Source organism: Streptomyces sp. CT34 (assembly GCF_000805335.1).
Lineage (GTDB): Bacteria > Actinomycetota > Actinomycetes > Streptomycetales > Streptomycetaceae > Streptomyces.
The window spans coordinates 5,916,033-5,941,789 of record NZ_KN708638.1; the positions used below are offsets into that span (position 1 = coordinate 5,916,033).

At 69.5% G+C, this 25,757-nt stretch carries 22 protein-coding genes, 2 pseudogenes and 1 riboswitch; of the genes and pseudogenes, 14 read left to right on the top strand and 10 right to left on the bottom strand.

The features are described 5' to 3' along the window. Positions 1–195 precede the first annotated feature (195 nt). Both whiG and RZ84_RS25940 read left to right on the top strand, forming a co-directional pair. Positions 196–1,032 (top strand): RNA polymerase sigma factor WhiG, encoded by an 837-nt coding sequence (gene whiG, locus RZ84_RS25935; protein ID WP_043266318.1) that lies wholly within the window; start codon positions 196–198, stop codon positions 1,030–1,032. Positions 1,033–1,167: 135 nt separating this feature from the next. Beyond that, entirely contained in the window at positions 1,168–1,707 is a 540-nt protein-coding gene (locus tag RZ84_RS25940) for a TetR/AcrR family transcriptional regulator (RefSeq protein ID WP_043270846.1), read from the top strand. Positions 1,708–2,239: 532 nt separating this feature from the next. On the opposite strand, the pseudogene RZ84_RS25945 reads toward RZ84_RS25940, so the two are convergent. Continuing rightward, positions 2,240–2,914: pseudogene (locus tag RZ84_RS25945) on the bottom strand (M23 family metallopeptidase); the annotation flags it as partial. 677 nt (positions 2,915–3,591) lie between these two features. Between RZ84_RS25945 and rpsB the strand changes: the two are divergent. The 9 genes from rpsB to RZ84_RS25990 all read left to right on the top strand — a co-directional run bounded on the left by rpsB (position 3,592) and on the right by RZ84_RS25990 (position 13,587). Beyond that, complete coding sequence (gene rpsB, locus RZ84_RS25950) at positions 3,592–4,443, top strand: 30S ribosomal protein S2 (RefSeq protein WP_043266319.1); 852 nt, start codon at positions 3,592–3,594, stop codon at positions 4,441–4,443. Between the two features lie 107 nt (positions 4,444–4,550). Then, positions 4,551–5,387 carry a translation elongation factor Ts gene (gene tsf / locus RZ84_RS25955; RefSeq protein ID WP_043266320.1) on the top strand — a complete coding sequence of 279 codons (837 nt, stop codon included), beginning with the start codon at positions 4,551–4,553 and terminating at the stop codon, positions 5,385–5,387. 162 nt (positions 5,388–5,549) lie between these two features. After that, positions 5,550–6,320: a UMP kinase gene (gene pyrH, locus RZ84_RS25960; RefSeq protein WP_043266321.1), complete on the top strand. Its 771-nt coding sequence runs from the start codon at positions 5,550–5,552 to the stop codon at positions 6,318–6,320. Positions 6,321–6,495: 175 nt separating this feature from the next. Next, on the top strand, positions 6,496–7,053 hold the full coding sequence (gene frr, locus RZ84_RS25965; protein WP_043266322.1) for a ribosome recycling factor: 558 nt from the start codon (positions 6,496–6,498) through the stop codon (positions 7,051–7,053). Continuing rightward, a complete protein-coding gene (locus tag RZ84_RS25970; RefSeq protein ID WP_078894186.1) occupies positions 7,053–8,192 on the top strand; it encodes a phosphatidate cytidylyltransferase in 1,140 nt (379 codons plus the stop codon). The genes frr and RZ84_RS25970 overlap by 1 nt, the downstream gene beginning before the upstream one ends. Before the next feature lie 168 nt (positions 8,193–8,360). Then, positions 8,361–9,473, top strand: coding sequence for a dual-specificity RNA methyltransferase RlmN (gene rlmN, locus RZ84_RS25975; protein WP_043266323.1), 1,113 nt, complete (start codon positions 8,361–8,363; stop codon positions 9,471–9,473). Between the two features lie 33 nt (positions 9,474–9,506). Continuing rightward, positions 9,507–9,626, top strand: a riboswitch (TPP riboswitch). 104 nt (positions 9,627–9,730) lie between these two features. Continuing rightward, positions 9,731–10,813 (top strand): thiamine ABC transporter substrate-binding protein, encoded by a 1,083-nt coding sequence (locus RZ84_RS25980; RefSeq protein WP_043266324.1) that lies wholly within the window; start codon positions 9,731–9,733, stop codon positions 10,811–10,813. A 53-nt stretch (positions 10,814–10,866) separates the two neighbouring features. Continuing rightward, positions 10,867–12,516 carry an ABC transporter permease gene (locus tag RZ84_RS25985; RefSeq protein ID WP_043270852.1) on the top strand — a complete coding sequence of 550 codons (1,650 nt, stop codon included), beginning with the start codon at positions 10,867–10,869 and terminating at the stop codon, positions 12,514–12,516. Further along, positions 12,517–13,587 carry an ABC transporter ATP-binding protein gene (locus tag RZ84_RS25990; RefSeq protein WP_043266325.1) on the top strand — a complete coding sequence of 357 codons (1,071 nt, stop codon included), beginning with the start codon at positions 12,517–12,519 and terminating at the stop codon, positions 13,585–13,587. Positions 13,588–13,642: 55 nt separating this feature from the next. On the opposite strand, the gene RZ84_RS25995 is transcribed toward RZ84_RS25990, so the two are convergent. Next, entirely contained in the window at positions 13,643–14,329 is a 687-nt protein-coding gene (locus tag RZ84_RS25995; RefSeq protein WP_043266326.1) for a response regulator, read from the bottom strand. Then, on the bottom strand, positions 14,323–15,477 hold the full coding sequence (locus RZ84_RS26000; RefSeq protein ID WP_043266327.1) for a sensor histidine kinase: 1,155 nt from the start codon (positions 15,475–15,477) through the stop codon (positions 14,323–14,325). The genes RZ84_RS25995 and RZ84_RS26000 overlap by 7 nt, the downstream gene beginning before the upstream one ends. A 476-nt stretch (positions 15,478–15,953) precedes the next feature. Between RZ84_RS26000 and RZ84_RS26005 the strand changes: the two genes are divergently transcribed. Both RZ84_RS26005 and RZ84_RS37070 read left to right on the top strand, forming a co-directional pair. Beyond that, positions 15,954–17,030, top strand: coding sequence for a glycosyltransferase 87 family protein (locus RZ84_RS26005; protein ID WP_347232787.1), 1,077 nt, complete (start codon positions 15,954–15,956; stop codon positions 17,028–17,030). Continuing rightward, a pseudogene (locus RZ84_RS37070) lies at positions 17,030–18,160 on the top strand (glycosyltransferase family 4 protein). Before RZ84_RS26005 ends, RZ84_RS37070 begins: the two are co-directional and overlap by 1 nt. 52 nt (positions 18,161–18,212) lie before the next feature. Here the strand turns inward: RZ84_RS37070 and RZ84_RS26010 are convergent. The 3 genes from RZ84_RS26010 to RZ84_RS26020 all read right to left on the bottom strand — a co-directional run bounded on the left by RZ84_RS26010 (position 18,213) and on the right by RZ84_RS26020 (position 20,859). Then, positions 18,213–19,166 (bottom strand): DMT family protein, encoded by a 954-nt coding sequence (locus RZ84_RS26010; protein ID WP_043266328.1) that lies wholly within the window; start codon positions 19,164–19,166, stop codon positions 18,213–18,215. A 129-nt stretch (positions 19,167–19,295) separates the two neighbouring features. Next, positions 19,296–20,450: an LOG family protein gene (locus tag RZ84_RS26015; RefSeq protein WP_052230160.1), complete on the bottom strand. Its 1,155-nt coding sequence runs from the start codon at positions 20,448–20,450 to the stop codon at positions 19,296–19,298. Position 20,451: 1 nt separating this feature from the next. After that, the gene (locus RZ84_RS26020; protein WP_043266329.1) at positions 20,452–20,859 is read right to left on the bottom strand and encodes a MarR family winged helix-turn-helix transcriptional regulator; all 408 of its coding nucleotides are present in this window, start codon (positions 20,857–20,859) and stop codon (positions 20,452–20,454) included. Positions 20,860–20,994: 135 nt separating this feature from the next. On the opposite strand from RZ84_RS26020, the gene RZ84_RS26025 reads away from it, so the two are divergent. Then, entirely contained in the window at positions 20,995–21,417 is a 423-nt protein-coding gene (locus RZ84_RS26025) for a RidA family protein (RefSeq protein WP_043266330.1), read from the top strand. A 291-nt stretch (positions 21,418–21,708) separates the two neighbouring features. Here the strand turns inward: RZ84_RS26025 and RZ84_RS26030 are convergent, their stop codons facing one another. From RZ84_RS26030 to RZ84_RS26045, 4 genes are all read right to left on the bottom strand, one after another. Beyond that, positions 21,709–22,866, bottom strand: a complete 1,158-nt coding sequence (locus RZ84_RS26030; protein ID WP_043266331.1) for a hypothetical protein — start codon at positions 22,864–22,866, stop codon at positions 21,709–21,711. Next, a complete protein-coding gene (locus tag RZ84_RS26035; RefSeq protein ID WP_043266332.1) occupies positions 22,848–23,588 on the bottom strand; it encodes an ABC transporter ATP-binding protein in 741 nt (246 codons plus the stop codon). The genes RZ84_RS26030 and RZ84_RS26035 overlap by 19 nt, the downstream gene beginning before the upstream one ends. Positions 23,589–23,801: 213 nt before the next feature. Next, positions 23,802–25,163, bottom strand: a complete 1,362-nt coding sequence (locus RZ84_RS26040; RefSeq protein ID WP_043266333.1) for an aspartate aminotransferase family protein — start codon at positions 25,161–25,163, stop codon at positions 23,802–23,804. 2 nt (positions 25,164–25,165) lie between these two features. Further along, entirely contained in the window at positions 25,166–25,651 is a 486-nt protein-coding gene (locus tag RZ84_RS26045) for an Lrp/AsnC family transcriptional regulator (protein ID WP_043266334.1), read from the bottom strand. Between the last annotated feature and the right edge of the window lie 106 nt (positions 25,652–25,757).

Consider the following 25,757-nt stretch of genomic DNA (forward strand, 5'->3'; position numbering starts at 1 on the left):
CGCGCCCCCGACGCACCGTCCGGGTGCCGCCACGCCGTACGAGGTAACCCTGGGGTGCGGGCAGCGGAACGTATCTGCGCACACCCAACCCGCTTTCCTCGCACACCGCGATGCCGCGGTCACGCTACGCTCACAACAATTCAAACCTCACACATCCATCTACCCGTGTCTCGGCAGAACGGCTCAAGGCGACGAATGCCCCAGCACACCTCCGGGTCTGACCGTGCGGCAGTACCACCCGCCGCACGCGGCAGCGTGCGCCCCAATCCGCCCACCTCGCTCGACGAGCTGTGGCGCTCCTACAAGGCGTCAGGCGACGGACGCTTGCGGGAACAGCTGATCCTGCACTACTCACCGCTGGTCAAGTACGTCGCCGGCCGCGTCAGCGTCGGACTGCCGCCCAACGTCGAGCAGGCCGACTTCGTCTCCTCGGGGGTCTTCGGACTGATCGACGCCATCGAGAAGTTCGAACCCGAACGCTCCATCAAGTTCGAGACGTACGCCATCACCCGCATCCGCGGCGCCATGATCGACGAACTGCGCGCCCTGGACTGGATCCCGCGATCCGTACGGCAGAAGGCCCGAGCCGTGGAACGGGCATACGCCACGCTCGAAGCGCAACTCCGCCGCACCCCCACCGAGGCGGAGGTCGCCGGCGAGATGGGCATCGCACTCGAAGAACTCCACGGCGTCTTCAGCCAGCTGTCGCTGGCGAACGTCGTGGCGCTGGAAGAACTCCTCCACGTCGGCGGCGAGGGTGGTGAACGCCTGAGCCTGATGGACACACTGGAGGACACCGCCGCCGAGAACCCCGTCGAAATCGCCGAGGATCGCGAACTGCGGCGGCTGCTCGCCCGGGCCATCAACACGCTCCCCGAACGCGAGAAGACCGTGGTCACCCTTTACTACTACGAGGGCCTCACCCTCGCCGAGATCGGCAACGTCCTCGGCGTCACGGAGAGCCGGGTCAGCCAGATCCACACCAAATCCGTGCTCCAGCTCCGGGCGAAACTGGCGGATGTCGGACGCTGAACAGGGCGCGGCACCCCGGTCGATGTTGCCCGCCGACACCTCGTGTCGCGACGCGGAGTGCCACAACGCGAGGGCCATCCGTAAAGTGGTGGCGTGCCCAGGATTCGAGCGGCCTCGGTGGCCGAGCACCGGACGATGCAGCGCGGCGCCCTATTGGACGCCGCCCGCACCCTGCTGTCCGAAGGCGGAACGGAGGCGCTGACCTTCCCCGCCCTCGCGGAGCGCACGGGCCTCGCGCGCTCCTCCGTGTACGAGTACTTCCGCTCCCGCGCGGCTGTCGTCGAGGAACTGTGTGCCGTCGACTTCCCCGTGTGGGCGGCGGAGGTCGAGGCGGCGATGGAACGCGCCGAAACGCCCGGCGGGAAGGTCGAGGCGTATGTGCGCCGGCAGCTGGCCCTGGTCGGCGACCGCCGTCACCGCGCCGTCGTCGCCATCTCGGCCGGAGAGCTGGACGCCGGGGCGAGAGAGAAGATCCGCGCGGCGCACGGCGGCCTGATCGCCATGATCGTCGAGGCGCTCGCCGCCCTCGGCCATGAACAGCCCCGCCTCGCCGCCATGCTCCTCCAGGGCGTCGTCGACGCCGCCGTCCGCCGCATCGAACTCGGCGCCGCGGAAAACCCGGAAGAGATCACCGAGGCAGCAGTGGCCATGGCCTTGCGGGGGGTCGGCGGCTGAGGGCACGGGGCCTCCTGGGGGCTCCCCCCCCCGGGCCCCCACCCCCCGCCCCACCCCTCCCGCACTTCCACCACCGCTCGTTGCCCCCGCAGCCCGCAGCCCGCAGCCCGCAGCCCGCAGCCCGCAGCCCGCAGCCCGCAGCCCGCAGCCCGCATGCGCCCGCCTGATCACTGAGGCATGGGCTGTGCCGTGTCGCAGGTGTGATCTTCGCCGCTCCTCTCGCGCCTGGCTCCCCGTTTGCGTCACCTCCCGCCCGTCATCTCATCCCTCTCTCCCTCCGTGCTGGTATCTCGTCGCGCCGCGCGCATTGCCCCTCGGTAGCCCGGCCCGCGGAGTTGCCCCGCCCCGTTGGCTCGCCGCGGTTGCCCGACGCATGGCGGCCCAGTGCCCACAGCGCGGCGGTCGCGAGCGCGATCGCTCCTGCGAGGGCCGCGCTTGTCGGTGCGTCCGTCGTCTCGTGAGCCATGGGGGCCGGTTGTCCCGGACCCGTCCGCTTCGGTTCCGTCCGCTGAGTAGCGGTAGGGATCCGGGGTGGTTCGGGGATGCCGAAGACCGGGAGCAGCCGGGACGGGCCGCCATGGAGCATGGCCGGTGGCAGCAGCGAGAGTGGGTCCAGGTAGGTCTTCCCGCGGAGCAGGCCCCAGTGGAGGCACGGGGCGCGGCAGTGGAACGGGCCGCGTTGCAGCACGCCGACCGGCTGGCCCGCCGCGACGTGCTGCCCTGGGTGGGCGGTGGCGCGGACCGGTTCGTAGGTGGTGCGTAAGGGTGGGCGCCCCTGGCCGGACAGCTCGATGGTCAGCACCCCGCGTCCGGCAACCGTGCCGGCGAACGCGACCTGGCCGGGGGCGGCTGCCCGGACGACCGTGCCGGGGGACGCCGCCAGGTCGACACCGCGGTGGCCCGCCGCCCAGGGTGAAGGGGGCGGCTCCCAGCCGCGTAGCACGGTGGGCCGCAGCCCTGCCGGGCCGCCCACCGGCCAGGAACGGTCCGTGGACGCCGGCGGTGCCGGGTCTTCCGGGCCGGTCCGCGTGGCGCGTGCCGTGGCGCTTTCCGCTACGAGGCCCAGGGCGTCAACCTTGAACGCATCCACGTCCAAGGCACCTGTTGCCATCGGCACGCACACCGCAGCCGCCACCGCAGCCGTGACTGCCGCCGCCCCTGCCAACGCCCTGGCGGCGCCCAGGGAAGCCCTGTACGTCGTACGCAGATCGCCCGATGCGGGAGCCGAAGGAGGGCGGCTGCGCTTGCGCGGTTCCCACGCTCCCCGTGGCTCCCACGCTCCCGGTGCTTCCTGTGCTCCCCGAGCTCCCCCTGCGTCCCACGCTTCCCGGGCGCCCCGTGTGCCGAGTGGCGCCGGGGTCCGGGTCGGAGTCGGGGCCGGGTGGGGCGGCCCGTGTCGGGATGTGTGGCGGGGGCTGCCGGATCGGTGTCGGGGCGGGCCGGAGCGTCGTCGGCGCAGGGCGGGGGGCCGTCGGCGGTATGTCCGTGCAGATCGTCCGAGTGAGAGCGGCTGCCGCTTGGCTGAGCTGGGGTGTCGTCTCATGCCCTGACCATGACGGAGTCCGGACGGGCGTGGGGATCTTGGTCGAAAGCTGTGGACGGCGGGCTGATTGTGGATAACGGCGTCACTCGCCCGGGGCACGAAATGGTGCGTGTCGCCCGGTGCATCGCCCGTCCCGTACACTTCTGGTGGCGATCCGGGTCACCGGGTCGACTTCGCACGCCCCGCCATCAGTGCACCAGTCCCTTTCGGGCAGCACGACGGCCGCGCTCCTCGGTCCTCGGAAGGTTCCGTCCGGTTCCTCCCCTGGCAGGCGCGTCGGGGCGTCAGGCACCGCGGCCGACCGGCCGCGGTGGAACCGAGAAACAACAAGGAGTACGGCCATGGCCGTCGTCACGATGCGGGAGCTGCTGGAGAGCGGCGTCCACTTCGGGCACCAGACCCGCCGCTGGAACCCGAAGATGAAGCGTTTCATCTTCACCGAGCGCAACGGCATCTACATCATCGACCTGCTCCAGTCGCTGTCGTACATCGACCGCGCCTACGAGTTCGTCAAGGAGACCGTTGCCCACGGCGGCTCGGTCATGTTCGTCGGCACCAAGAAGCAGGCCCAGGAGGCCATTGCCGAGCAGGCGACCCGCGTGGGCATGCCCTACGTGAACCAGCGCTGGCTCGGCGGCATGCTGACCAACTTCTCCACGGTCTACAAGCGCCTGCAGCGTCTGAAGGAGCTCGAGCAGATCGACTTCGAGGATGTGGCCGCCTCCGGCCTCACCAAGAAGGAGCTCCTCGTCCTCTCCCGCGAGAAGGCCAAGCTGGAGAAGACCCTCGGTGGTATCCGCGAGATGCAGAAGGTACCCAGCGCCGTCTGGATCGTGGACACCAAGAAGGAGCACATCGCCGTCGGTGAGGCGCGCAAGCTCAACATCCCGGTCGTCGCGATCCTCGACACCAACTGCGACCCCGACGAGGTCGACTACAAGATCCCGGGTAACGACGACGCGATCCGCTCCGTCACCCTGCTCACCCGCGTGATCGCCGACGCCGTCGCCGAGGGCCTCATCGCCCGTTCCGGTGCCGCCACCGGCGACCAGAAGCCCGGCGACAAGGCTGCCGCCGAGCCGCTGGCCGAGTGGGAGCGCGACCTGCTCGAGGGCGAGAAGAAGTCCGACGACGAGGCCCCCAAGGCCGAGGCCCCGGCCGCCGAGGCCGAGAAGCCGGCCGAGCAGGGCTGACCTCAAGACCGGTTGATGACGGCGGGGGAGGGCGCCACAAGCGCCGCCCCCGCCGTCCACCCGTAGATCTTTCGACTTTCGCGATTCCGAGAAGAGATTCACAGACCATGGCGAACTACACCGCCGCTGACGTCAAGAAGCTCCGCGAGCTCACCGGCGCCGGCATGATGGACTGCAAGAAGGCCCTGGAAGAGGCCGAGGGCAACGTCGACAAGGCCGTCGAGGTGCTCCGCGTCAAGGGTCAGAAGGGCGTCGCCAAGCGCGAGGGCCGCTCCGCCGAGAACGGCGCTGTGGTCTCCCTGATCGCCGACGACAACGCTTCCGGCCTTATCCTGGAGCTGAAGTGCGAGACGGACTTCGTCGCCAAGGGTGAGAAGTTCCAGGCCGTCGCCAACGCCCTCGCCGCGCACGTCGCCAAGACCAACCCGGCCGACATCGAGGCCCTGCTCGCCTCCGAGATCGAGGCCGGCAAGACCGTCCAGGCGTACGTCGACGAGGCCAACGCGAACCTCGGCGAGAAGATCGTCCTGGACCGCTTCGCGCAGTTCTCCGACGGCTACGTGTCGGCGTACATGCACCGCACCATGCCTGACCTGCCGCCGCAGATCGGTGTCCTTGTCGAGCTCGACAAGGAGAACGCCGAGGTCGCCAAGGGCATCGCGCAGCACATCGCCGCGTTCGCCCCGCGGTACCTCTCCAAGGAGGACGTCCCGGCCGAGGTCGTCGAGGCCGAGCGTCGCGTCGCGGAGGAGACCACCCGCGCCGAGGGCAAGCCCGAGGCCGCACTGCCGAAGATCGTCGAGGGTCGCCTCAACGGCTTCTTCAAGGACGCGACGCTGCTCGGTCAGCCGTACGCGCTCGACAACAAGAAGTCGGTCGAGAAGGTCCTCCAGGAGGCCGGTGTCACCCTGAAGCGCTTCTCGCGCATCAAGGTCGGCATCTGAGCCTGCCGCGAAGGCAGCGAATGACCTACGACCCCGCTAGGGTCGTACGCAGTCGGCCGCTCAACGGCCGGCCGCAGATGTGACGAGGAGGCCATTGCCGCACAGGGATCTGGACCAGACCCACGGCAGTGGCCTTCTTCGTATGTGCACGAGGAGAGCTCAATGAATCACGGTGCCGACGGCGCGGACACACACAAAGCCGGCAACGGCGGCAAGCGTCGCTTCCTTCTCAAGCTGTCGGGCGAGGCGTTCGCCGGCGGCGGAGGACTGGGTGTCGACCCCGATGTCGTGCACGCCATCGCCCGAGAGATCGCCGCGGTGGTCCGTGACGGCTATGAGATCGCCATCGTGATCGGCGGCGGCAACTTCTTCCGCGGCGCCGAACTCCAGCAGCGCGGTATGGACCGGGCCCGCTCCGACTACATGGGCATGCTTGGTACGGTCATGAACTGCCTGGCCCTCCAGGACTTCCTGGAGAAGGAGGGCATCGACTCCCGCGTCCAGACCGCCATCACGATGGGCCAGGTCGCGGAGCCGTACATTCCGCTGCGCGCGGTGCGCCACCTGGAGAAGGGCCGGGTCGTCATCTTCGGCGCCGGTATGGGCATGCCGTACTTCTCCACCGACACCACCGCCGCCCAGCGCGCCCTGGAAATCGACGCCGAGGCCATGCTGATGGGCAAGAACGGTGTGGACGGTGTCTATGACTCCGATCCGAAGCAGAACCCGGACGCGGTCAAGTTCGACGCCCTCGAATACGGCGAGGTGATCACCCGCGATCTGAAGGTCGCCGACGCCACCGCCATCACGCTGTGCCGGGACAACAAGCTCCCGATTCTCGTGTTCGAGCTGCTCGCCGAGGGCAACATCGCGCGTGCGGTGAAGGGTGAGAAGATCGGGACGCTCGTCAGCGATCAGAACACCCGGGCCTGACGGCCCCAACTGCCGTGATTCCGTACGGGCGTCGGCGCGTACGGGCGGCAACTCCCGGCCGTGGGAAGACCTCGGTACGGGGATGGACAACCGCCTGCCGGTCGGACACCGTGCAGGAGAAGACGCGCGGCAGGGGCGAGGCTCTGCTTCTTACCGAAAAGACCAGGAGCAAGTGGTGATCGAAGAGATCCTCCTCGAAGCCGAGGAGAAGATGGAGAAGGCCGTCGTGGTCGCCAAGGAGGACTTCGCCGCGATCCGCACCGGGCGTGCGCACCCGGCCATGTTCAACAAGATCGTGGCGGACTACTACGGCGCCATGACGCCGATCAACCAGCTGGCGTCGTTCTCGGTGCCGGAGCCGCGGATGGCCGTGGTGACCCCGTTCGACAAGAGCGCGCTGCGCAACATCGAGCAGGCGATCCGTGACTCCGACCTCGGTGTCAACCCGAGCAACGACGGCAACATCATCCGTGTGACGTTCCCGGAGCTCACCGAGGAGCGCCGCCGCGAGTTCATCAAGGTCGCCAAGAACAAGGCCGAGGACTCGAAGATCTCGATCCGCAGCGTGCGGCGCAAGGCCAAGGAAGCGCTCGACAAGCTCGTCAAGGACAAGGAGACGGGTGAGGACGAGGTCCGCCGTGCCGAGAAGGAGCTCGACGACGTCACCGCGAAGTACGTCGCGCAGGTGGACGAGCTCCTCAAGCACAAGGAATCCGAGCTCCTAGAGGTCTGATGAACGAGTCATCCTGGGGGACCCCGCCCGGCGCCCGTCAATGGGGACCGCCCGATCACGGACCGGCTGCCTCGCTGCGCGGGGCGGCACCCCCCGTCCCGGCGGGTCCCGTGCACGACCGGGGCGACGCGGCGCAGACTCGGCCCATGCCCATCGTGCCCGAGCCGGGCGGACACCAGGACGACCATCGGGACATCCGGGACGACCGGGGGGCTGCTCGGCTGAGCGGCCCCCCGTTCCGCGACGACAGGCCGCAGGAGCCCATGCCCACCTCTCTCCCCGGGGCCGACAGCGCACCGGACCCAGAGAAACCGAAGAAGAAGAGTGCGGGGCGTAATCTGCGCGCCGCCATAGGGGTCGGTGTCGGCCTCGGCGCGGTCATCCTCGCCTCGCTCTTCGTCTACAAGCCGGTGTTCATCGGTGTGATAGCGATCGCTGTCGTCGTGGGGCTGTGGGAGCTGACCTCCAGGCTGGCGGAGCGCAAGGACATCCGGGTGCCGTTGGTACCGCTCGCGGTCGGCGGTACCGCCATGGTGGTCGCCGGATACGTCCGCGGGGCCGAGGGGGCGTGGGTGGCGATGGCGCTCACCGCGCTGGCCGTCCTTGTGTGGCGGATGACCGAGGCGCCCGAGAACTATCTGCGGGATGTCACGGCGGGCGTCTTCGCGGCGTTCTACGTGCCGTTCCTGGCGACGTTCGTGGCCCTGATGCTTGCGGCCGGGGACGACGGGCCGCAGCGGGTGCTGACGTTCCTGCTGCTGACGGTCGTCAGCGACACCGGGGCCTACGCGGTCGGCTGGCGGTTCGGCAGGAAGAAGCTCGCGCCGCGGATCAGCCCCGGCAAGACCCGTGAAGGCCTGGTCGGCGCGGTGCTGTTCGCGATGGTGGCGGGCGCGCTCTGCATGGAGTTCCTGATCAAGGGCGGCGCCTGGTGGCAGGGGCTGCTGCTCGGTCTCGCGGTCGCGGCCAGCGCGACCCTCGGCGACCTCGGCGAATCCATGATCAAGCGCGATCTCGGGATCAAGGACATGGGCACCCTGCTGCCCGGCCACGGCGGCATCATGGACCGCCTGGACTCCCTGCTGCCGACCGCGCCGGTGGTCTGGCTGCTGTTCGTGATCTTCGTGGGATCGGGCTGACCCGCGCCGGTTACCCTTGAAGGGCGCGTCGCTCGCGGGCGATGCGCCCTTTCCGCCCCGCGACCGCGGGGGATGATCCATGAGGTCTTCTGGCTCCGGCTCCGTCCGGCCCCTGGCTCCGCGACAGCGGAGGACGCCCGGCCTCGTCGTACAGAGGAGTTTCCACTCATGGCACGCCCGGCCCCGGGAGAACTGACATTCGTCGCGCCCCGTGGGGCCAAGAAGCCCCCACGGCACCTCGCCGACCTCAGCCCCCTTGAGCGCCGCGAAGCGGTGGCCGCGATCGGCGAGAAACCGTTTCGCGCGAAGCAGCTGTCGCAGCACTACTTCGCCCGCTACGCACACGACCCGGCCGAGTGGACCGACATCCCGGCGGCGGCGCGCGAGAAGCTGGCGGCGGAGCTGCTCCCGGATCTGATGAACGTGGTGCGGCACATCTCGTGTGACAACGACACCACCCGCAAGACCCTGTGGCGGCTGCACGACGGCACGCTCGTCGAGTCGGTGCTGATGCGCTACCCGGACCGGGTCACCATGTGCATCTCCTCGCAGGCCGGCTGCGGAATGAACTGCCCGTTCTGCGCCACCGGGCAGGCGGGGCTGGACCGCAACCTCTCCACCGCCGAGATCGTGCACCAGATCGTCGACGGCATGCGGGCGCTGCGCGACGGCGAGGTGCCGGGTGGTCCGGCGCGGCTCTCCAACATCGTCTTCATGGGGATGGGCGAACCGCTCGCCAACTACAAGCGGGTGGTCGGCGCGATCCGGCGGCTGACCGACCCCGAGCCGGACGGGCTGGGGCTGTCCCAGCGCGGCATCACGGTCTCCACGGTCGGGCTGGTCCCGGCGATGCTGCGGTTCGCCGACGAGGGCTTCAAGTGCCGGCTCGCGGTGTCGCTGCACGCGCCGGACGACGAGCTGCGCGACACCCTCGTGCCCGTCAACACCCGCTGGAAGGTGCGTGAGGTGTTGGACGCGGCATGGGAGTACGCCGAGAAGTCCGGCCGCCGCATCTCGATCGAGTACGCGCTGATCCGCGACATCAACGACCAGGCATGGCGCGGTGACCTGCTGGGACGGCTGCTCAAGGGCAAGCGTGTCCATGTGAACCTCATTCCGCTCAATCCGACGCCGGGCTCGAAGTGGACCGCCTCGCGGCCCGAGGACGAGCTGGCGTTCGTACGGGCCATTGAGGCACACGGTGTGCCCGTGACCGTCCGGGACACCCGCGGCCAGGAGATCGACGGCGCCTGCGGGCAGCTCGCCGCCTCGGAGCGCTGAACGCCCGCTGGTACGGTGTGCTCGAACAAATGCACATTCCGACAGGGGAGCGCCACAGCGCTGAGAGTGCGGAAGCGTCGTCGTCACACGGCCCCGCAGACCCTTGAACCTCGCCCGGGTCATTCCGGGTAGGAAGTTCGGTCGTCACTCATGCTGTTGCGCCCTGCCCGCTGTGCGTTGCCGTACGTCCCCCGACGTCGCGAGCGGCGGACACCGGGCGGGGCCGCGTCTCTTCCTGGCCAGCCAGGAGGAAATCAGTGAGCACCACCAGCAGGATCACCGCGGCAGCGCTCGCCGCCGCGGCCGGCATGGCCGCGCTCTCCGCGTGCGGCACCACGGGGAGCAGCGGCGGGAGTGCGGACGCCAAGACCGTCACGCTCGTCAGCCATGACTCGTTCAATGCCTCCAAGTCCGTACTGGCCGCCTTCGAGAGGGAGAGCGGCTACAAGGTCAAGGTGCTCAAGGGCGGGGATGCCGGCAAGGCCGTCAACCAGGCGATCCTGTCCAAGGACAACCCGCAGGGCGATGTCTTCTTCGGCATCGACAACACCCTGCTCTCCCGCGGCCTGAAGGCGGGCATCTTCAGCCCGTACCAAGCGAAGGGGCTGGACAGCGTCCCGGCCGACCTCCAGCTCGACAAGGACGCGCACCGCGTCACGCCCCTCGACTACGGCGACATCTGCGTCAACTACGACCGCGCCTACTTCACCCAGCACAAGATCGCGCCGCCGCAGACCTTCGACGATCTGCTCAAGCCCCAGTACAAGGGGCTGCTCGTCACGGAGAATTCCGCGACCTCCTCTCCGGGGCTCGCCTTCCAGCTCGGGACCGTCGCGAAGTACGGCGACGCCGGCTGGCAGGACTACTGGAAGAAGCTCAAGGCCAACGGGGCCGAGGTCGTCAACAGCTGGGAACAGGCGTACAACGAGCGCTTCTCGGGCTCCGCGGCCGGTAAGGGCAAGGGGGACAAGCCGCTGGTCGTCTCCTACGCGTCCAGCCCGCCCGCCGAGGTGATGGGCAAGAACCCGCCACCCAAGGAAGCGCCCACCGGTGTCGCCACCGGCACCTGCTTCCGACAGATCGAATTCGGCGGCCTGCTCAAGGGCGCGAAGAACGAGAAGGGTGGCAGGGCACTGCTGGACTTCCTGCTGTCCAAGCAGTTCCAGGAGGACATGCCGCTCCAGATGTTCGTCAACCCGGCACGCCAGGGTGCCAAGGTGCCGGAGCTGTTCACCAAGTACGGCGCGACGATCGACAAGCCGACGACGCTGGCACCGGAGACGATCTCCAAGAACCGTGAACAGTGGATCAAGCAGTGGTCCTCGCTCGTTCTGAAGTAGCCCGCGCCCGCCTCGGGAGGCCCGCGCGGGAAACGGCGGTGCGGCTCGGCCTGATGGCTGTGCCGCTCGCCTTCTTCGCGCTGTTCTTCGCCTTCCCCGTCGTCGCGATCGTCGGGCGGGGGCTGAAGGACGGCGGACAGTGGCAGCTCGGCCGGCTCGGTGCCGTACTGGGCGACCCGGATGTCCTTCACGTGCTGTGGTTCACGCTCTGGCAGGCAGCCGCCTCGACCGTACTGACCCTGCTGATCGCCCTGCCCGGCGCCTATGTCTTCGCGCGCTTCGACTTCCCCGGCAAACGGCTGCTCCGGGCGGTGGTGGCAGTGCCGTTCGTGCTGCCGACCGTCGTCGTCGGCTCGGCGTTCCTCGCACTGGTCGGCAGGGGCGGGCTGCTGGACGATCTGTGGGGCATACGGCTGGATACCTCGGTGTGGGCGATCCTGCTGGCGCACGTCTTCTTCAACTACGCGGTGGTCGTCCGCACCGTCGGTGGGCTCTGGAGCCAGCTCGATCCGCGCCAGGAAGAGGCGGCGCGCGTGCTCGGCGCCGGACGGTTCGCGGCCTGGCGGTGGGTGACACTGCCGGCGCTGGGGCCGGCCGTCGCGGCGGCTGCGCTGATGGTGTTCCTCTTCACCTTCACCTCCTTCGGCGTGGTGCAGATTCTGGGCGGCCCCACCTTCTCGACGCTCGAGGTGGAGATCTACCGGCAGACCGCCGAATTCCTGGATCTGCCGTCGGCAGCAGTTCTGACGCTGATTCAGTTCGCCGCGGTGCTGGGGCTGCTGGCGCTGCATGCCTGGACCGTGCGCCGGCGGGAATCCACGCTGCGACTGGTGGACGCCTCGCAGACCGCACACCGACCGCGCGGCCATGGCCAGTGGGCACTGCTGTGGGGCACGCTCGCGGTCATCGCCGTGCTGCTCGTCCTGCCGCTGGCCGTGCTCGTCGAGCGGTCCTTCGCCGGGCCCGACGGCTACGGGCTGGTCTTCTACAGGACGCTCCGCTCCGCGGCAGCCGCCGACAGCACCTTCGCCGTCGCGCCGCTCGACGCCGTGTGGAACTCCCTTGCCTACGGCGCGGCGGCCACCGTGATCGCCGTGCTGGTGGGCGGGCTGGCGGCAGCAGCCCTGACACGTCCTTGGCCCCGCGCCGGCCCGTCCCGGCGGACCTCGACGGTCGGCAGGTTCGTCCGCGGCTTCGACGCGCTGCTGATGCTGCCGCTGGGGGTCTCCGCCGTGACCGTCGGCTTCGGCTTTCTGATCACCCTCGACAAGCCGCCACTGGATCTGCGTGGTTCCTGGTGGCTGGTGCCGCTCGCACAGGCCCTGGTGGGGGTGCCGTTCGTGGTCCGGACGATGCTGCCCGTACTGCGGGCGGTCGACGGGCGGCTGCGCGAGGCGGCGGCCGTTCTCGGAGCCTCGCCATGGCGGGTCTGGCGCGAGGTGGACCTGCCGATGGTGCGTCGGGCGCTGCTGATCGCGGCGGGCTTCGCCTTCGCCGTTTCGCTCGGGGAGTTCGGCGCGACCGTCTTCATCGCGCGGCCGGACCACCCCACGCTGCCGGTGGCCGTGGCACGGCTGCTGGGGCGTGCCGGGGAGCTCAACTACGGGCAGGCGATGGCCCTGTCGGCCATTCTGATGGTGGTGTGCGCCGGTGCCCTGCTGGCCCTGGAGCGCATCCGCACCGACCACTCCGGGGAGTTCTAGATGACGGCGCAGGCCGGAAGCACGGCACGGGGACTGCTGCGGCTGGGCGGGGTGACCGTCCGCTTCGGCACACCCGGCGGGCGCCCGGCGCTCGACGCGGTGGACCTCGATGTCGCCGCGCGGGAAATCGTGTGCGTCCTCGGGCCCAGTGGTAGCGGCAAATCCACACTGCTGCGGGTGGTGGCCGGACTGCAGCATGCCGATGCGGGCGAGGTACTGCTGGAGGGGCGGGACCAGACGGGGGTACCGACGCATCGGCGTGGCGTCGGGCTGATGTTCCAGGACCACCAGCTCTTCCCACAGCGCGATGTCGCGGGGAACGTCGCCTTCGGGCTGCGGATGCGGCGCTCCTCGCGCGCCGAGCAGGAGCGTACGGTCGCCGAACTGCTCGACCTCGTCGGGCTCCCCGGTGCCCAGCGGCGGGCCGTTGCCTCGCTGTCCGGTGGTGAACAGCAGCGGGTCGCACTGGCCCGTGCGCTCGCTCCGCGCCCCCGGTTGCTGATGCTCGACGAGCCGCTCGGTCAGCTGGACCGCGGGCTGCGCGAACGCCTCGTCGTCGAACTGCGGCGGCTCTTCAGAGAGTTGGGTACCACCGTGCTCGCCGTCACCCACGACCAGGGCGAGGCCTTCGCTCTCGCCGACCGGGTCGTGGTGATGCAGGACGGCAGGGTCGCGCAGAGCGGAACCCCTCTGGAGGTCTGGCAGCGGCCCGCCACGGAATTCGTCGCCCGCTTCCTCGGCTTCGACAACGTGGTCGAGGCGACGGTGCAGGGCGGAGCCGCGGTCACGCCCTGGGGCAAGGTGCCGGTGCCGGAGGACACTTCGAACGGCCCCTGCCGCCTGCTGGTACGCCCCGCCGGCGTACGGCTGACGTCCCCGGCGGACGGATTGCCCTGCACGGTCGCTGCCCGGACGTTCCGCGGCACTCATGTCGCACTGCTGCTTGAGCCGGCGGGTGGACCGCAGATGGAAGCCGCCTGCCCACTTCGCGATGCGCCGGAGACGGGAGCGCGGGTAGGGGTTTCGTTCGCCGCCGAGGACGTGGTGGTGCTGGACGCCTCGGTGGAGTAACCGCGTGAAGTGCCGCTGCTGTGGCATGGATTGCTCCTGAAGGGTCGGCTCGCCGCTAGGTGCGAGGGGGAGGGTGGGGACGTCGGCCCTGCGGGACGACCAGGCCCAGCTCGTAGGCGAGAATCACCGCCTGGGCACGATCACGCAGGCCCATCTTCGTGAAGAGCCGGTTGATATGGGTCTTGACGGTGTGATCGGTGATCGTCAGCCGCGCGGCGATCTCTCCGTTGGACAGTCCTTGGGCGATGTGCACGAGCACCTCCACCTCGCGGCTGGTCAGCTCCTCGACCGTGCGGACCGGCACCGGCGCCGACCGCTGTTTGACGAATTCCGCGATCAGCCGCTTGGTCAGCTCGGGTGCGAGCAGCGCATTGCCCTCCGCCACGATCCTGACGGCATGTAGGAGTTCGGGGAATGTGGTGTCCTTGAGGAGGAATCCGCTGGCTCCGGCCGCGAGCGCGTCATAGACGTACTCGTCGAGGCCGAACGTCGTCAGCATCAGCGCCTTGGTCGTGCCTCCGGACGCCCGGGTGATCTCCCGTGCGGCCTCGATGCCGTTCTTGTGTGGCATACGGATGTCCAGCAGCGCCAGGTCGGGGCGTCGCTCCGCGGCGAGACGGATGGCCTGCACACCGTCCTCCGCCTCACCCACCACCTCGATGTCGTCCTGTGTGCCCAGCAGATTGACGAAGCCGGTGCGGACGATCGCCTGGTCGTCGGCGACGATTGCTCTGATCACCACGGGAGCTCCGCTTCCACGAGAAAACCGCCTTGCGGGCCGCGGCCGGCGGTGAGCTTCCCGCCGAGCAGTGCCGCCCGCTCGTGCATGCCGACCAGGCCATGGCCGGAGTGGGCCACACCCGGCGGACCCGGCCCGTCGTCCGCGATCCGCACCGCCAGCCGGTCGGACGCGTAGTCGATCTCCACCACCGCATGAGCACCCGGGGCGTGCCTCCGCACGTTGGTCAGCCCCTCCTGCACGATGCGGTAGGCGGACAGCTCGCAGGACGTGGGCAACTCGACCCGATCTCCACTGATCCGCAATTCGACCGCGCCGCCGACCGAACGGTGTTGCGTGATGAGCTCGTCCAGCGCATCGAGGGTCGGCTGGGGAGCCGTACCGGCCTTGTCATCGGGCCCCGTGCGCAGCACGCCCAGCAGCCTGCGCAGCTCGGCCATCGAGGACCGGGCCGAAGCAGCGATCTGCTGGAAACCCTCGCGGGCCTGCGGCGAGAGGTCCGGGGTGGTGTAGGTGGCGCTCTCCGCCTGCACGGCGATCACCGAAACCGAGTGCGAGACGACATCGTGCAGTTCGCGCGCTATCGCCGCCCGTTCGGACTCGGCGGCCTGCCGGCGCTCCATCGCGATCACCCGCGCCTGTGCGTTCGCCCGCTCGCGCTGTGTCTCTTCGCGCGCGCGTACCGCGTCACCCATCGATACCGCGGCCAGGATCGCCACGGTCAGTACGAACCATTCGGCGAACAGATCGATGCGGTACGTCTGCGGATGCCACGTCGCGATGTGCCACAGGTTCACCACGAGAGACAGCACAGAGCCGCCGCCGACGAGAATCGCCGGATGCGCCACACGGTGGCGTCCGAGGGTGTAGCAGCCCATGAGAGCGCTCACGGTCGCCGCGACATAGAGGTCCGTTCCGGCCGCGAAACTCAACAGGGTCGCCACAACCGAAAGGACCGCGGTGGCCGGGTGCGCGCGACGCCACGGCAGCACCGCTGCGGACACCAGCACATCGGACGCGATCACCGCGGAATGCCGGGGCACCACCACCAGCTCCACGGCGGCGAACGCCGTGAGTGCTCCGCCGGAGACCCAGGGATAAGCGGACGACGCGACCCATGCGCGCAGCCGCTGCCGGAGAGATTTGCTCATGCCTTTATCTTTCGGGATCTCCGCAGCTCATACGTCGCCGCACGGGTTGATCCATCGTAGGGATGTCATGCCACGGGTTGACCCGGAAGTTCGGTTGCTCGTTTGACGCTCCGCCCTTCCGCCGTCCATAGCCTCGTGATCAAGGCGAGGACGGGAGTGTCATGAACGAGCAACTGGACTGTGAATCAAGGGAATTGAAGCAATGTTGCGCAACGGTGAGTGCTGCACGCCGGCGGTGGCGCGCAATTCGCGGGTGCGGGAACCATGAGGTCTCGGCGTGGAGCGCGTGCGCGGTCACCGCGCTCGGACTGGGACTCGCCACCACGCTTGCCACGCACCGGACATGGGGCCTCATCGCCGCGGCCGGATACGGCTGTGCGGCAATGGCCGCGGCGTTCCGCGCGCGGGGACGGAACAAGCCGCGTGCTCCGGCAGTCTCCGCTCATCTGCCCGCGGCGGTGGCCGTGGCGGGCTCCGTGATACTGCCCCTTGCCGTCCTCGCGCTGAGCGGCAGGGCGCAACTGGAGGTGTCGGTCGTCGAGCGCGCGGGCGGCCTGCTGCTGTCGTCCGGCAGCCCCTACGTTCCCACGCCGTCCGAAGTGGCCGACTACAACCCCTATCTGCCGGGCATGGCGGTCTTCGGTCTGCCCCATGCGATCTTCGGAGCCCGGCAGTTGGCGGACGCCCGATGGTGGATGGCGGGCGCTTTCCTCCTCTCCATGACCGGCGCGGCGGTAACGCTGCTTCGCGGAGTGCCGAGAGGCCCTGGTGCGCCCCGGAGAAACCGGGCCACCGCCCGTGGGAACGGCACACTCGCACTGACCCGGCTCGCTGCCTGCCCGATAGTGGCTCTGCCGCTGGCCGTTGGAGGCATAGACCTGCCGGTGATCGGCCTCATGTGCTGGGGACTTGCGACGGCCGGCTGCGGAATGCCATGGCGTGCGGGGCTGTTGCTGGGCGCCGCGGCAGCGCTGAAGTGGACGGCCTGGCCTGCGATACCGGTGGCCATCGTCCTGCTGGTGATGCGTGACGGGTGGCGCCGTGCGCTGACATGCGGCGCTGTCACGGCCATGACGGTATCGACGGCGGTACTGCCCTTCGTCCTCACCACCCCACGCTCCTTCGCCGAGAACGTCCTGGCGTTCCCACTGGGACTCGGCGCGACGGCATCACCCGCCGAGAGCCCCCTTCCCGGGCACCTCCTGGCCGCGTATGTGCCCGGCGGCAGGCTGATCGCGATGGCCCTCCTGGCGGTCGCGGCCCTCACTGTCGCCGCTTCCCTGCTGATACGGCCACCGCGCACGGTCCGCGCGGCGGCCGACCGGCTGGCGATCGGCCTCGCGCTGGCCATGGCACTGATGCCGGCCACCCGCTTCGGCTACCTCGTCTATCCGCTGGTGCTGTGGGTCTGGCCCCGCCTCTGTCAGTCCGCGGTGGATGCACACCCCGCGAGCCGACTCCGGACGCCGGAGCCATCCCCGTTGGAGAACGCGCTGCCCGCCGACGCCGCGACGGAGCGCCACCTCCCCGAACCAAGAGAGAAGGCAGCCTGATGCCCCGCACCCTCATCGTTACCAACGACTTCCCACCCCGTCAGGGCGGGATCGAGACCTTCGTGCATGTCATGGCCAACCGCTTCCCGCGCGATGCGGTGGTCGTCTGCACCTCGGCCGAGCCGGAGGCAGCCGTGCACGACGCCGCCCTGCCGTTCCCGGTGATCCGCGATCCGGCCCGGATGCCGTTTCTCACACCCCGCGCCGCCTCCCGTGCCGCGGCGCTCGCCCGCCCGTACGCGTGCGACAGCGTCCGGTTCGGCGCCGCGGCACCGCTCGGTCTGATGGCGGGGCGCCTGCGGCGCGAAGCCGGCGTGGCCAAGACGGTGGCGACCACCCATGGACACGAGGTCTGGTGGGCCCGCACACCCTGTGCTCGCGGACTGGTCCGGCGGACCGGTGAACAGACGGACGTGGTGACCTTCCTCGGCAGGAGCACCCGGGAGCCCATAGCCGCCGCGCTCGGCCCCGTCACTGCGGAGCGAATGGTCAGGCTGGTCCCCGGAGTTGACGCCTCCACCTTCCGGCCGGGACTCGACGGTCGCGCCGTGCGCGAGCGCCTCGGCCTGGTTGGACGGCCAGGTGATCCTTTGTGCGGCCCGGCTCGTGCCCCGGAAGGGCCAGGACACACTGGTCCGCGCGCTGCCGCTGATCCGCCGCCAAGTGCCCGGTGCCGTAGTACTGCTGGTGGGCGGCGGTTTCTGCAAACGCAGCCTGCGCCGGCGCGCCGCAGCCGAAGGCGTCGACGATGCCGTGGTCTTCACCGGACCTCATCCGCACCGCTCCTTGCCGTCGTTCTATGCCGCGGCCGATGTCTTCGCCATGCCGTGCCACACGCGTCGGGGCGGACTGGAGATCGAGGGTTTGGGGCTCGTCTTCCTGGAGGCCGGGGCGGCCGGCCTTCCGGTACTGGTCGGTGACTCGGGTGGTGCGCCCGACGCGGTGCGTGACGGCGAAACAGGCCATGTGGTGGACGGTCGCAGCCCGCTCGCCGTGCCGGAGCGGCTGACAGCGATGCTGGCGGACCCAGGCGCCGCCCGGGCCATGGGGGAGAAGGGGCGCTCCTGGGTCACCGCGGATTGGGATGGGACCGTTCCTATGCACAACTGGTGCGCATGCTCGCCGGGTAAAGGGCCAGAGTGGCCGAACGGCTCACCCTCGCCCCGGCCGTCGATCGCCGCGTCAGGCAGCCGCTCGATGCGCGCTGTCCGATGGAGCGGCGGCGATTTCCGGGGTCGAGCCGTCAATGTCGGTCGCACCGGGCTCCGGTTCCGGTTCACCGAACCACGCGACCGCGACGGCCCCGGCCACGGCGACCACAAAACCGAGCACGGCGACCCAGGCGAAGCCCGGACGGGAGGAGTCACCGAGCCACAGCACTCCGAGGATGCCGGGGACCACGGTCTCGCCCACCACCAGTGCCGCCGTGGCGCCGTTCACCGAACCGATCTGCAGCGCGACGGTGTGCAGATACATCCCGCCGATGCCCGCGACGAGGATCGCGTACAGCGCGGGATCGCCGAGGAGAGAGGGCAGATGGAACGGATCGATACCGTTCAGCACCCGCACGCCGACACCGAGGGCGCCGAAGCCCAGGCCGGAGAGCAGACCCGCGAGGATCGCGGCTCGCCCGCCGAGCAGTCGCACGATCAGGGTGCCGCCACCGATGATCACGACAGACGCGACGAGCAGCCACCAGTGCGTGGTGACCGCGGTGTCGCCACCGCCCTCGTGTCCTGCGGCGGTGGCCAGCAGGACCAGTGCCGAGCAGACCACGGCGATGGAGGCCCATTCCGGCCGGGTGAGCCGGATGTTGAGGAGTTTGATGCTCAGTACGGCCGTGATCACGAGATTCGCGCTGATCACGGTCTGCGAGAGGAACAGGGGCAGCAGTCGGGCGGCGAGCGCGCCGAGCCCGAAACCTATGAAGTCCAGCACTGTGCCGACCATGAACTCCCAGGTCACGGCCGCCTTAGCGGTGGACGACAGGCTGGGGCCGCCGTGCTGGGTGATGCCGGTGCTGGATGCCTTGGCGGCTTCCCGGCGGGCGGACTTACGCGACCCCACCGCCTGCAGGACCGAACCCGTGCCGTAGCAGGCAGATGCCGCCACGGCCGTCAGAAGGCCGATGATCACCAAGAGCTCCGTTCGCGCACTGCATTACCTGTTCATTACCTGGCCTGGCAGACGCGCAATTCGGGACCGGAGTTGCCTCGGCGGGCAAACAGATCTCTCAGCGGTCAAAGGATCACGAACGGGTCCCGGTCAGGAACCGGTCTCTGCGCTGAGGCGTGCCAGTGCCTCCGGGACGTCGTCCACCGACTCGACCAGGGCGATCCGGGCTGCCATGGGGCGGCCGGCCGCCAGCGACTGGAGCAGCGGCCAGGTCGGCAGTTCCTCGGTCCAGTGCTCGCGGTTCACCAGCACCATCGGCGTCGGTTCCCCACGCGACCGGTAGTAGTTCGGGGTCGTGTTGTCGAAGATTTCCTGAACCGTCCCCGCCGCACCGGGAAGGAACACCACGCCGGCATTGGACCGGGCCAGCAAGCCGTCCTCGCGCAGCGCATTGACGAAGTACTTCGCGATATGGGACGCGAAGGCATTTGCGGGTTCGCGGCCGTAGAACCAGGTGGGGATGCCGACGGAGGAGCCGCCGCCCGGCCGGCTTCGGCGCACCTCGAAGGCGGCGCGCGCCCAGTCGGTGACGGAGGGCCTGAAGTGCGGTGCCTTGGAGAGGATCTCCAGCGCCGAGTCGAGCATGCCGTCCTCGAAGGGTGCGGCGTAGGCCCCGAGGTTCGCTGCCTCCATCGCGCCCGGTCCGCCACCGGTCGCGACGGTCAGGCCGTCGCGGGTGAGTCGGCGGCCGAGCCGGGCCGCGCCGGCGTAGGCGGCCGAGCCGCGTTCCAGGGAGTGGCCGCCCATGATCCCGACCACGCGCGAACCGGCGAGATGCTCGTCCAGGGCGTCCGACACGGCATCGTCATGAATGCTCCGCAGCATGGAGGCGAACACATCGCCGCCCGCCTTGGTCTCCTGGTACCAGTGGTACGCGCGGGCGTCCGGCGTCGCGTCGTAACCGGCGTCGACCAGTCCTTCGAAGAGTTCGTCCGGCGTGTACAGGCTGCCGCGATACGGATCGACCGGTAGGCCCGGTACCGGTGGGAAGACCAGGGCACCCCCGGCGCGCACCTTCGCGGCGGCGTCCGGCTCCATCGCGCAGCCGAGGAAGACGGAGTCCGCGGTATCCGTACTGAGCAGCGCGAAGGTACGGTCCGTCAGGTCGAGGGACTGGACGCGGTATCCGGCGAGGCTTCCCGATGCGGCGACCCGGTCGAACTCCGTGATGGAGTCGATCTCCTGGCCTCGCTCGCGGGGGCTGTGGGACACCGGGGGCTCTGAATTCGACTGCACACCGGCCATGTTAGGTCCGCAGCGACTGCACCAGGGGTGCGAGCAGCCCGTCTTCGGCCGCGGCATCGAGTGCGGCGCGCAAGGCGCTGTCGTACGTCGGGCGTGCCCTGTCCTGCACGTCCCGGCCCTCGTCGGTGATCACGCTGTAGACGCCGCGCCGGTCGTCGGGGCACAGGTCCCGGCGGGTCAGGCCGGACGACTCCAGACGCGAGGCCAGTCGGCTCACCGAGCTCTGATTGAGGCCGATGAGGTCGGCGAGCTCCTGCATGCGCAGCTCGCCCTCGTCGGCCTCCGCGAGCCGGGCCAGCGCGCGGTACTCGGAGAGGCCGAGGCTGTGATGCCGCTGCAGGGCCTTCGCCAGCTCCTGCTCGACACGCGTGTGCAGTGCGCCGAACCGGTCCCAGTGCTCCGCGTCCATCGTCTTCTGCTTTCCTCCGTCGTCGGGCAGCTGTGCGTTCTTCCACTGAGCTCTTGACAGCAGCGTACATGCAGTAGAAAATTATGTATGTGCATGCAAGGGATGCTTGCGCATGGATTATCGAGGGGGAACATCATGTCTACGAGTGGTATCGCAGCGGCCGGGAGTACGCGGGAGATCGAGCGGATCGCCACCACGCCGGATTGGTATGAGCCGTACAAGATCTCGCAGGCCGTCAAGGCGGGCGGTCTGATCCATGTCTCCGGACAGGCGGGGATCGACGAGCAGGGGCGGACCGTCTCGGACGACTTCCTGACGCAGGGGCGGCAGGCGTTCGCGAATGTCGAGCGGGTTCTCGCGGCGGCCGGCGCCTCGCTCGCGGATGTGGTGAAAGTGGGCATCTTCGTGACGGACATGGCCGCCTGCCTCGACCAAGTCATCGCCCTGCGCGAGGAGTTTCTGTCCGAGCCCTATCCTGCGGATACTCTCCTGGAAGTGTCGTCCTTGGCCCGGCCGGACTGGCGAATAGAGGTCGAGGTCACCGCTCTCGCCCGCTGAGACCGACGCTTGCCGCTGCTTCACCGCCGACCGGCTTTCCCCCGAAGCGCGCCGTGTTGCGGCGCTCCGCCCTACAGCGCACCGTGCGGCGGCGCGCACCGCACGGATGCGCGTCCACTACCCCGAGCTGGCGCCGTCGCGCCCCCGACCGGGCCGCTATGCCACCACCCCGGCCGGATGGGCAGGCCACCATGGCGGCCGGATCGTCATCCCACGGCCTGGCCGATGCTCCACCAACTCAGCTCGATACCAACTCAGCCCGATGCCTCCCGTGTTCCCCCCGCCGCGCCCTCAGTGCACCAGCGGGAGGGTGGCCATCTCGGCGACGGTCCATGTCAGCGGGCCCAGTACAAGAGTCAGCGCGAGGGCGCGCAGTGCCGTGGCGCGATGGAGGACGGAAGCGGGGGCACCGAGGCGGCGCAGGGCGGCGGTGGTGTGGGCGCGGGCCGACCGGGACTCCAGAGCGGCGGCCAGGGCGCTGGCGGTGACACAGGCGAAGATGACCGATGTACCGATGGCGGTGAGCGGTCCGACAGAACGGGAGGGAGTGGTTCCGTACACCGTGACGGCGGCGTAGGCCCCGGAGGCCACCGCGCACAGGACGCCGAACGGGCGGCCCAGGCGGTGCGATTCCTCCTGGAGCACGCGTCCGGACAGCAACCGCAGCGCGCCGGGACGCCCCGCGCACAGCAGTTGACCGGACAGATACACCAGGCCGGGGCCGGCCAGGACGAGCCCGCAGGCGGCAAGTGCCCAACCGGCCAGGATGCCCGGGGCGCTGCCGAGCAGCCGTCCCGGGAGGGGCAGTTCGCCGTGGGCGTCGGTAATGGGGCTGGTGTAGGCCTCGATGGCCAGGCCCGCCGCGGTGAGGGCGACGCCCCATGGGAGGCCGGTGGGGGCGGCGGTGGTGTGTGGCTCGCTGTCGCTGTAGCCCGGCTCGGTGCGGGGGCGCAGTGAGACGGCGGTCGCTGCTGCGGCGGCGAGCGGGACGGACGTCAGCAGCATGAGGGCACCGGGGAGCGGCAATGGGTGGCCCGCGCCGAGCAGGTCGGGGTGGCCGCCGACGACGGCGGGGCCGCCGAGGTCGCCGCGGAGGCGGAGGAAGACGAGCAGAGAGAGGAGGACGCCGAGGGCACAGGACAGCGCGGTGGTGGCCGCGGCGAGCAGGGTGAGTCGCAAGGGGCCCAGGCCGGCGGCGGTCATGCCGCGCTGGAGGCGGGCGGCCGGATCCGTCCGGGCGACCGAGACCGCGAGCTGGGTGGTGGCGGCGAGCGGGGCGGCGCACCACAGCAGGCGGGCCAGGGAATCGCCGGCGGCGGTGGGGTGGTCGGCGGCGTGGCCGAGGGCGGACAGCAGCAGGAAACCGGTGCCGGCGGAGGCGGTGGCGACGAAGAGGCGGCGCAGCAGAACGAGGGGGTGAGAGCCGCGGGCTAGACGGAGAGCGAGCACGCTGCCCTGCTTTCCTCATCGGAGGAGTCGGCGGTAGCGGGCACGGCGCCCGAGAGGCGCCCGTCGAGGAGTGAGACGGTGCGGTCGGCGAGGGCGGCGACCTGGGGGTCGTAGGTCGCCAGGATGACGGTGATCTGGTGCGAGCGGGCCGCGGTGGTCAGGGTGCGCAGCACCTGGGTGCCGTCTGCGCTGTGCAGCGGGGCGGTCGGCTCGTCGGCGAAGAGCACCTGCGGGGTGGTGGCGAGGGCGCGGGCGATGGCGACACGCTGGCGCTGGGACTGGTCGAGCCGTGCGGGGCGCCGGCGGGCGCACATGCCGACGTCGAGGCGGTCCAGCCATTCGACGGCCGTGTTCTTGGCCGAGCGGTGGCCGGTGCCGCGCAGCAGGAGCGGGAGGGCGGCGTTCTCCCAGGCGGTGAGTTCGGGGACGAGGTGGGGTTCGGTGTCGATCCAGCCGAACCGGTCGAGACGCAGCCGTTCGCGGCTGGGGGAGGAGAGAGTGTGGACGGAGGAGCCGTTGAACCAGATTTCGCCCTCCGTGGGGACGATCTGCCCGGACAGACAGTGGAGGAGGGTGGTCTTGCCGCTGCCGCGGGGGCCGGTGACGGCGATGATCTCGCCCTCGCCGACGCCGAGGGAGACTCCGGTGAGGGCGGCCGTGCCACCGTGCATGTGGTGCAGGTCGCGAGCCCAGAGCACGTTGTTGTCAGGCGGGGCCACCATCTGTGCACCTCTTGCTTGTTCGCTGGTCCTTCCCCCGACCGGGTGAACGACCACGGAGGGTATCGGTCACTAGCACGGTAAGGACTCGTGGCCCTCGGCATTCGGCGCTCGGCAGGCACAACGGCCCAGATTCACTCGTGTGGCTGGAAGTGAGTGAATCTGAGCCGCTGGATGTTCAGTTGCGTACTGGCGAACCAGGAGGTGACGCGTAGGTCAGAGCTTGGTCCACGCCTCGGTGAGGACGGAGCGCAGGATCTGCTCGATCTCGTCGAAGACGCTCTGGTCGGCGATCAGCGGCGGGGCCAGCTGGATGACCGGGTCGCCACGGTCATCGGCGCGGCAGTAGAGGCCGTTGTCGTACAGGGCCTTCGAGAGGAAGCCGTAGAGGACGCGCTCGGTCTCCTCCTCGTTGAACGACGCCTTGGTGGCCTTGTCCTTGACGAGTTCGATGCCGTAGAAGAAGCCGTTGCCGCGGACGTCGCCGACGATCGGCAGGTCGTGCAGCTTCTGCAGCGTGCTGAGGAAGTTGCCCTCGTTGTCGAGGACGTGCTGGTTGAGGCCCTCGCGCTCGAAGATGTCGAGGTTGGCGATGCCGACGGCGGCGGAGACCGGGTGGCCACCGAAGGTGTAGCCGTGCAGGAAGGTGTTGTCGCCCTTGTAGAACGGCTCGGCCAGGCGGTCGGAGATGATGCAGGCGCCGATCGGGGAGTAGCCCGAGGTCATGCCCTTGGCGCAGGTGATCATGTCCGGGACGTAGCCGAACTTGTCGCAGGCGAAGATCGTGCCGAGGCGGCCGAAGGCGCAGATGACCTCGTCGGAGACGAGCAGCACGTCGTACCGGTCGCAGATCTCGCGAACCCGCTGGAAGTAGCCGGGGGGTGGCGGGAAGCAGCCGCCGGCGTTCTGGACCGGCTCCAGGAAGACGGCGGCGACGGTGTCCGGGCCCTCGAAGAGGATCTGCTGCTCGATCTGGTCGGCGGCCCAGCGGCCGAAGGCCTCCGGGTCGTCGCCGTGGATCGGGGCGCGGTAGATGTTGGTGTTCGGGACCTTGTGCGCGCCGGGGACCAGCGGCTCGAAGGGGGCCTTCAGGCCCGGCAGACCGGTGATCGACAGGGCGCCCTGCGGGGTGCCGTGGTAGGCCACCGCGCGGGATATGACCTTGTGCTTGGTGGGCTTGCCGACGAGCTTGAAGTACTGCTTGGCGAGCTTCCAGGCGGTTTCGACGGCCTCGCCGCCGCCGGTGGTGAAGAAGACCTTGTTGAGGTCGCCGGGGGCGTAGTCGGCCAGGCGCTCGGCCAGCTCCACGGCCTTGGGGTGCGCGTACGACCACACCGGGAAGAAGGCCAGCTCCTGGGCCTGCTTGTAGGCGGTCTCGGCGAGCTCGACCCGGCCGTGGCCGGCGTTGACCACGAAGAGGCCGGCGAGGCCGTCGATGTAGCGCTTGCCGTTGTCGTCGTAGATGTTGGTGCCCTCACCACGCACGATCGTGGGCACGGGGGCGTCCTCGTACGACGACATGCGGGTGAAGTGCATCCACAGGTGGTCGTACGCCGTCTTGGAGAGGTCGGCGCTCATTGCTATCTCGTTCCCCAGGTGTAGGTCTGCTTCCGGAGCTTGAGGTACACGAAGCTCTCGGTGGATCGAACGCCGGGAAGCGTGCGGATCCTCTTGTTGATCATTTCCAGCAGGTGGTCGTCGTCCTCGCAGACGATCTCGATGATGAGGTCGAAGGAGCCTGCCGTCATGACGACGTACTCGACTTCCTCCATGGTCGTCAGGGCGTCGGCCACGGGGTCGAGGTCGCCCTCGACGTTGATGCCGACCATTGCCTGCCGGCGGAAACCGACCGTGAGGGGGTCGGTGACCGCGACGATCTGCATCACGCCCTGGTCGAGCAGTTTCTGTACGCGCTGGCGTACCGCCGCCTCGGACAGGCCCACGGCCTTGCCGATCGCGGCGTACGGACGGCGTCCGTCCTCCTGGAGCTGCTCGATGATCGCCAGGGAGACGGAGTCGATCGACGGAGTACCGGTTCTGTCAGGACTGTTACGAGAAGGCGCCACGTCTTTCACTGTGCACGAGGTTCGACTGTATGGCAACCCCGATTCGATGAAATCAGTTGTTGATCGAGCGCTATTTCACTGATTTCGTTGTTCGAACGGTGTGGGT

Excerpts from the sequence above, each read along its gene's own strand:
- whiG (WP_043266318.1), top strand. The coding sequence starts at position 196 with ATGCCCCAGCACACCTCCGGGTCTGACCGTGCGGCAGTACCACCCGCC.
- RZ84_RS25940 (WP_043270846.1), top strand. The coding sequence starts at position 1,168 with ATGCAGCGCGGCGCCCTATTGGACGCCGCCCGCACCCTGCTGTCCGAA.
- rpsB (WP_043266319.1), top strand. The coding sequence starts at position 3,592 with ATGGCCGTCGTCACGATGCGGGAGCTGCTGGAGAGCGGCGTCCACTTC.
- tsf (WP_043266320.1), top strand. The coding sequence starts at position 4,551 with ATGGCGAACTACACCGCCGCTGACGTCAAGAAGCTCCGCGAGCTCACC.
- pyrH (WP_043266321.1), top strand. The coding sequence starts at position 5,550 with ATGAATCACGGTGCCGACGGCGCGGACACACACAAAGCCGGCAACGGC.
- RZ84_RS25970 (WP_078894186.1), top strand. The coding sequence starts at position 7,053 with ATGAACGAGTCATCCTGGGGGACCCCGCCCGGCGCCCGTCAATGGGGA.
- rlmN (WP_043266323.1), top strand. The coding sequence starts at position 8,361 with ATGGCACGCCCGGCCCCGGGAGAACTGACATTCGTCGCGCCCCGTGGG.
- RZ84_RS25985 (WP_043270852.1), top strand. The coding sequence starts at position 10,867 with ATGGCTGTGCCGCTCGCCTTCTTCGCGCTGTTCTTCGCCTTCCCCGTC.
- RZ84_RS25990 (WP_043266325.1), top strand. The coding sequence starts at position 12,517 with ATGACGGCGCAGGCCGGAAGCACGGCACGGGGACTGCTGCGGCTGGGC.
- RZ84_RS26000 (WP_043266327.1), bottom strand. The coding sequence starts at position 15,477 with ATGAGCAAATCTCTCCGGCAGCGGCTGCGCGCATGGGTCGCGTCGTCC.
- RZ84_RS26015 (WP_052230160.1), bottom strand. The coding sequence starts at position 20,450 with ATGGCCGGTGTGCAGTCGAATTCAGAGCCCCCGGTGTCCCACAGCCCC.
- RZ84_RS26020 (WP_043266329.1), bottom strand. The coding sequence starts at position 20,859 with ATGGACGCGGAGCACTGGGACCGGTTCGGCGCACTGCACACGCGTGTC.
- RZ84_RS26025 (WP_043266330.1), top strand. The coding sequence starts at position 20,995 with ATGTCTACGAGTGGTATCGCAGCGGCCGGGAGTACGCGGGAGATCGAG.
- RZ84_RS26035 (WP_043266332.1), bottom strand. The coding sequence starts at position 23,588 with ATGGTGGCCCCGCCTGACAACAACGTGCTCTGGGCTCGCGACCTGCAC.
- RZ84_RS26040 (WP_043266333.1), bottom strand. The coding sequence starts at position 25,163 with ATGAGCGCCGACCTCTCCAAGACGGCGTACGACCACCTGTGGATGCAC.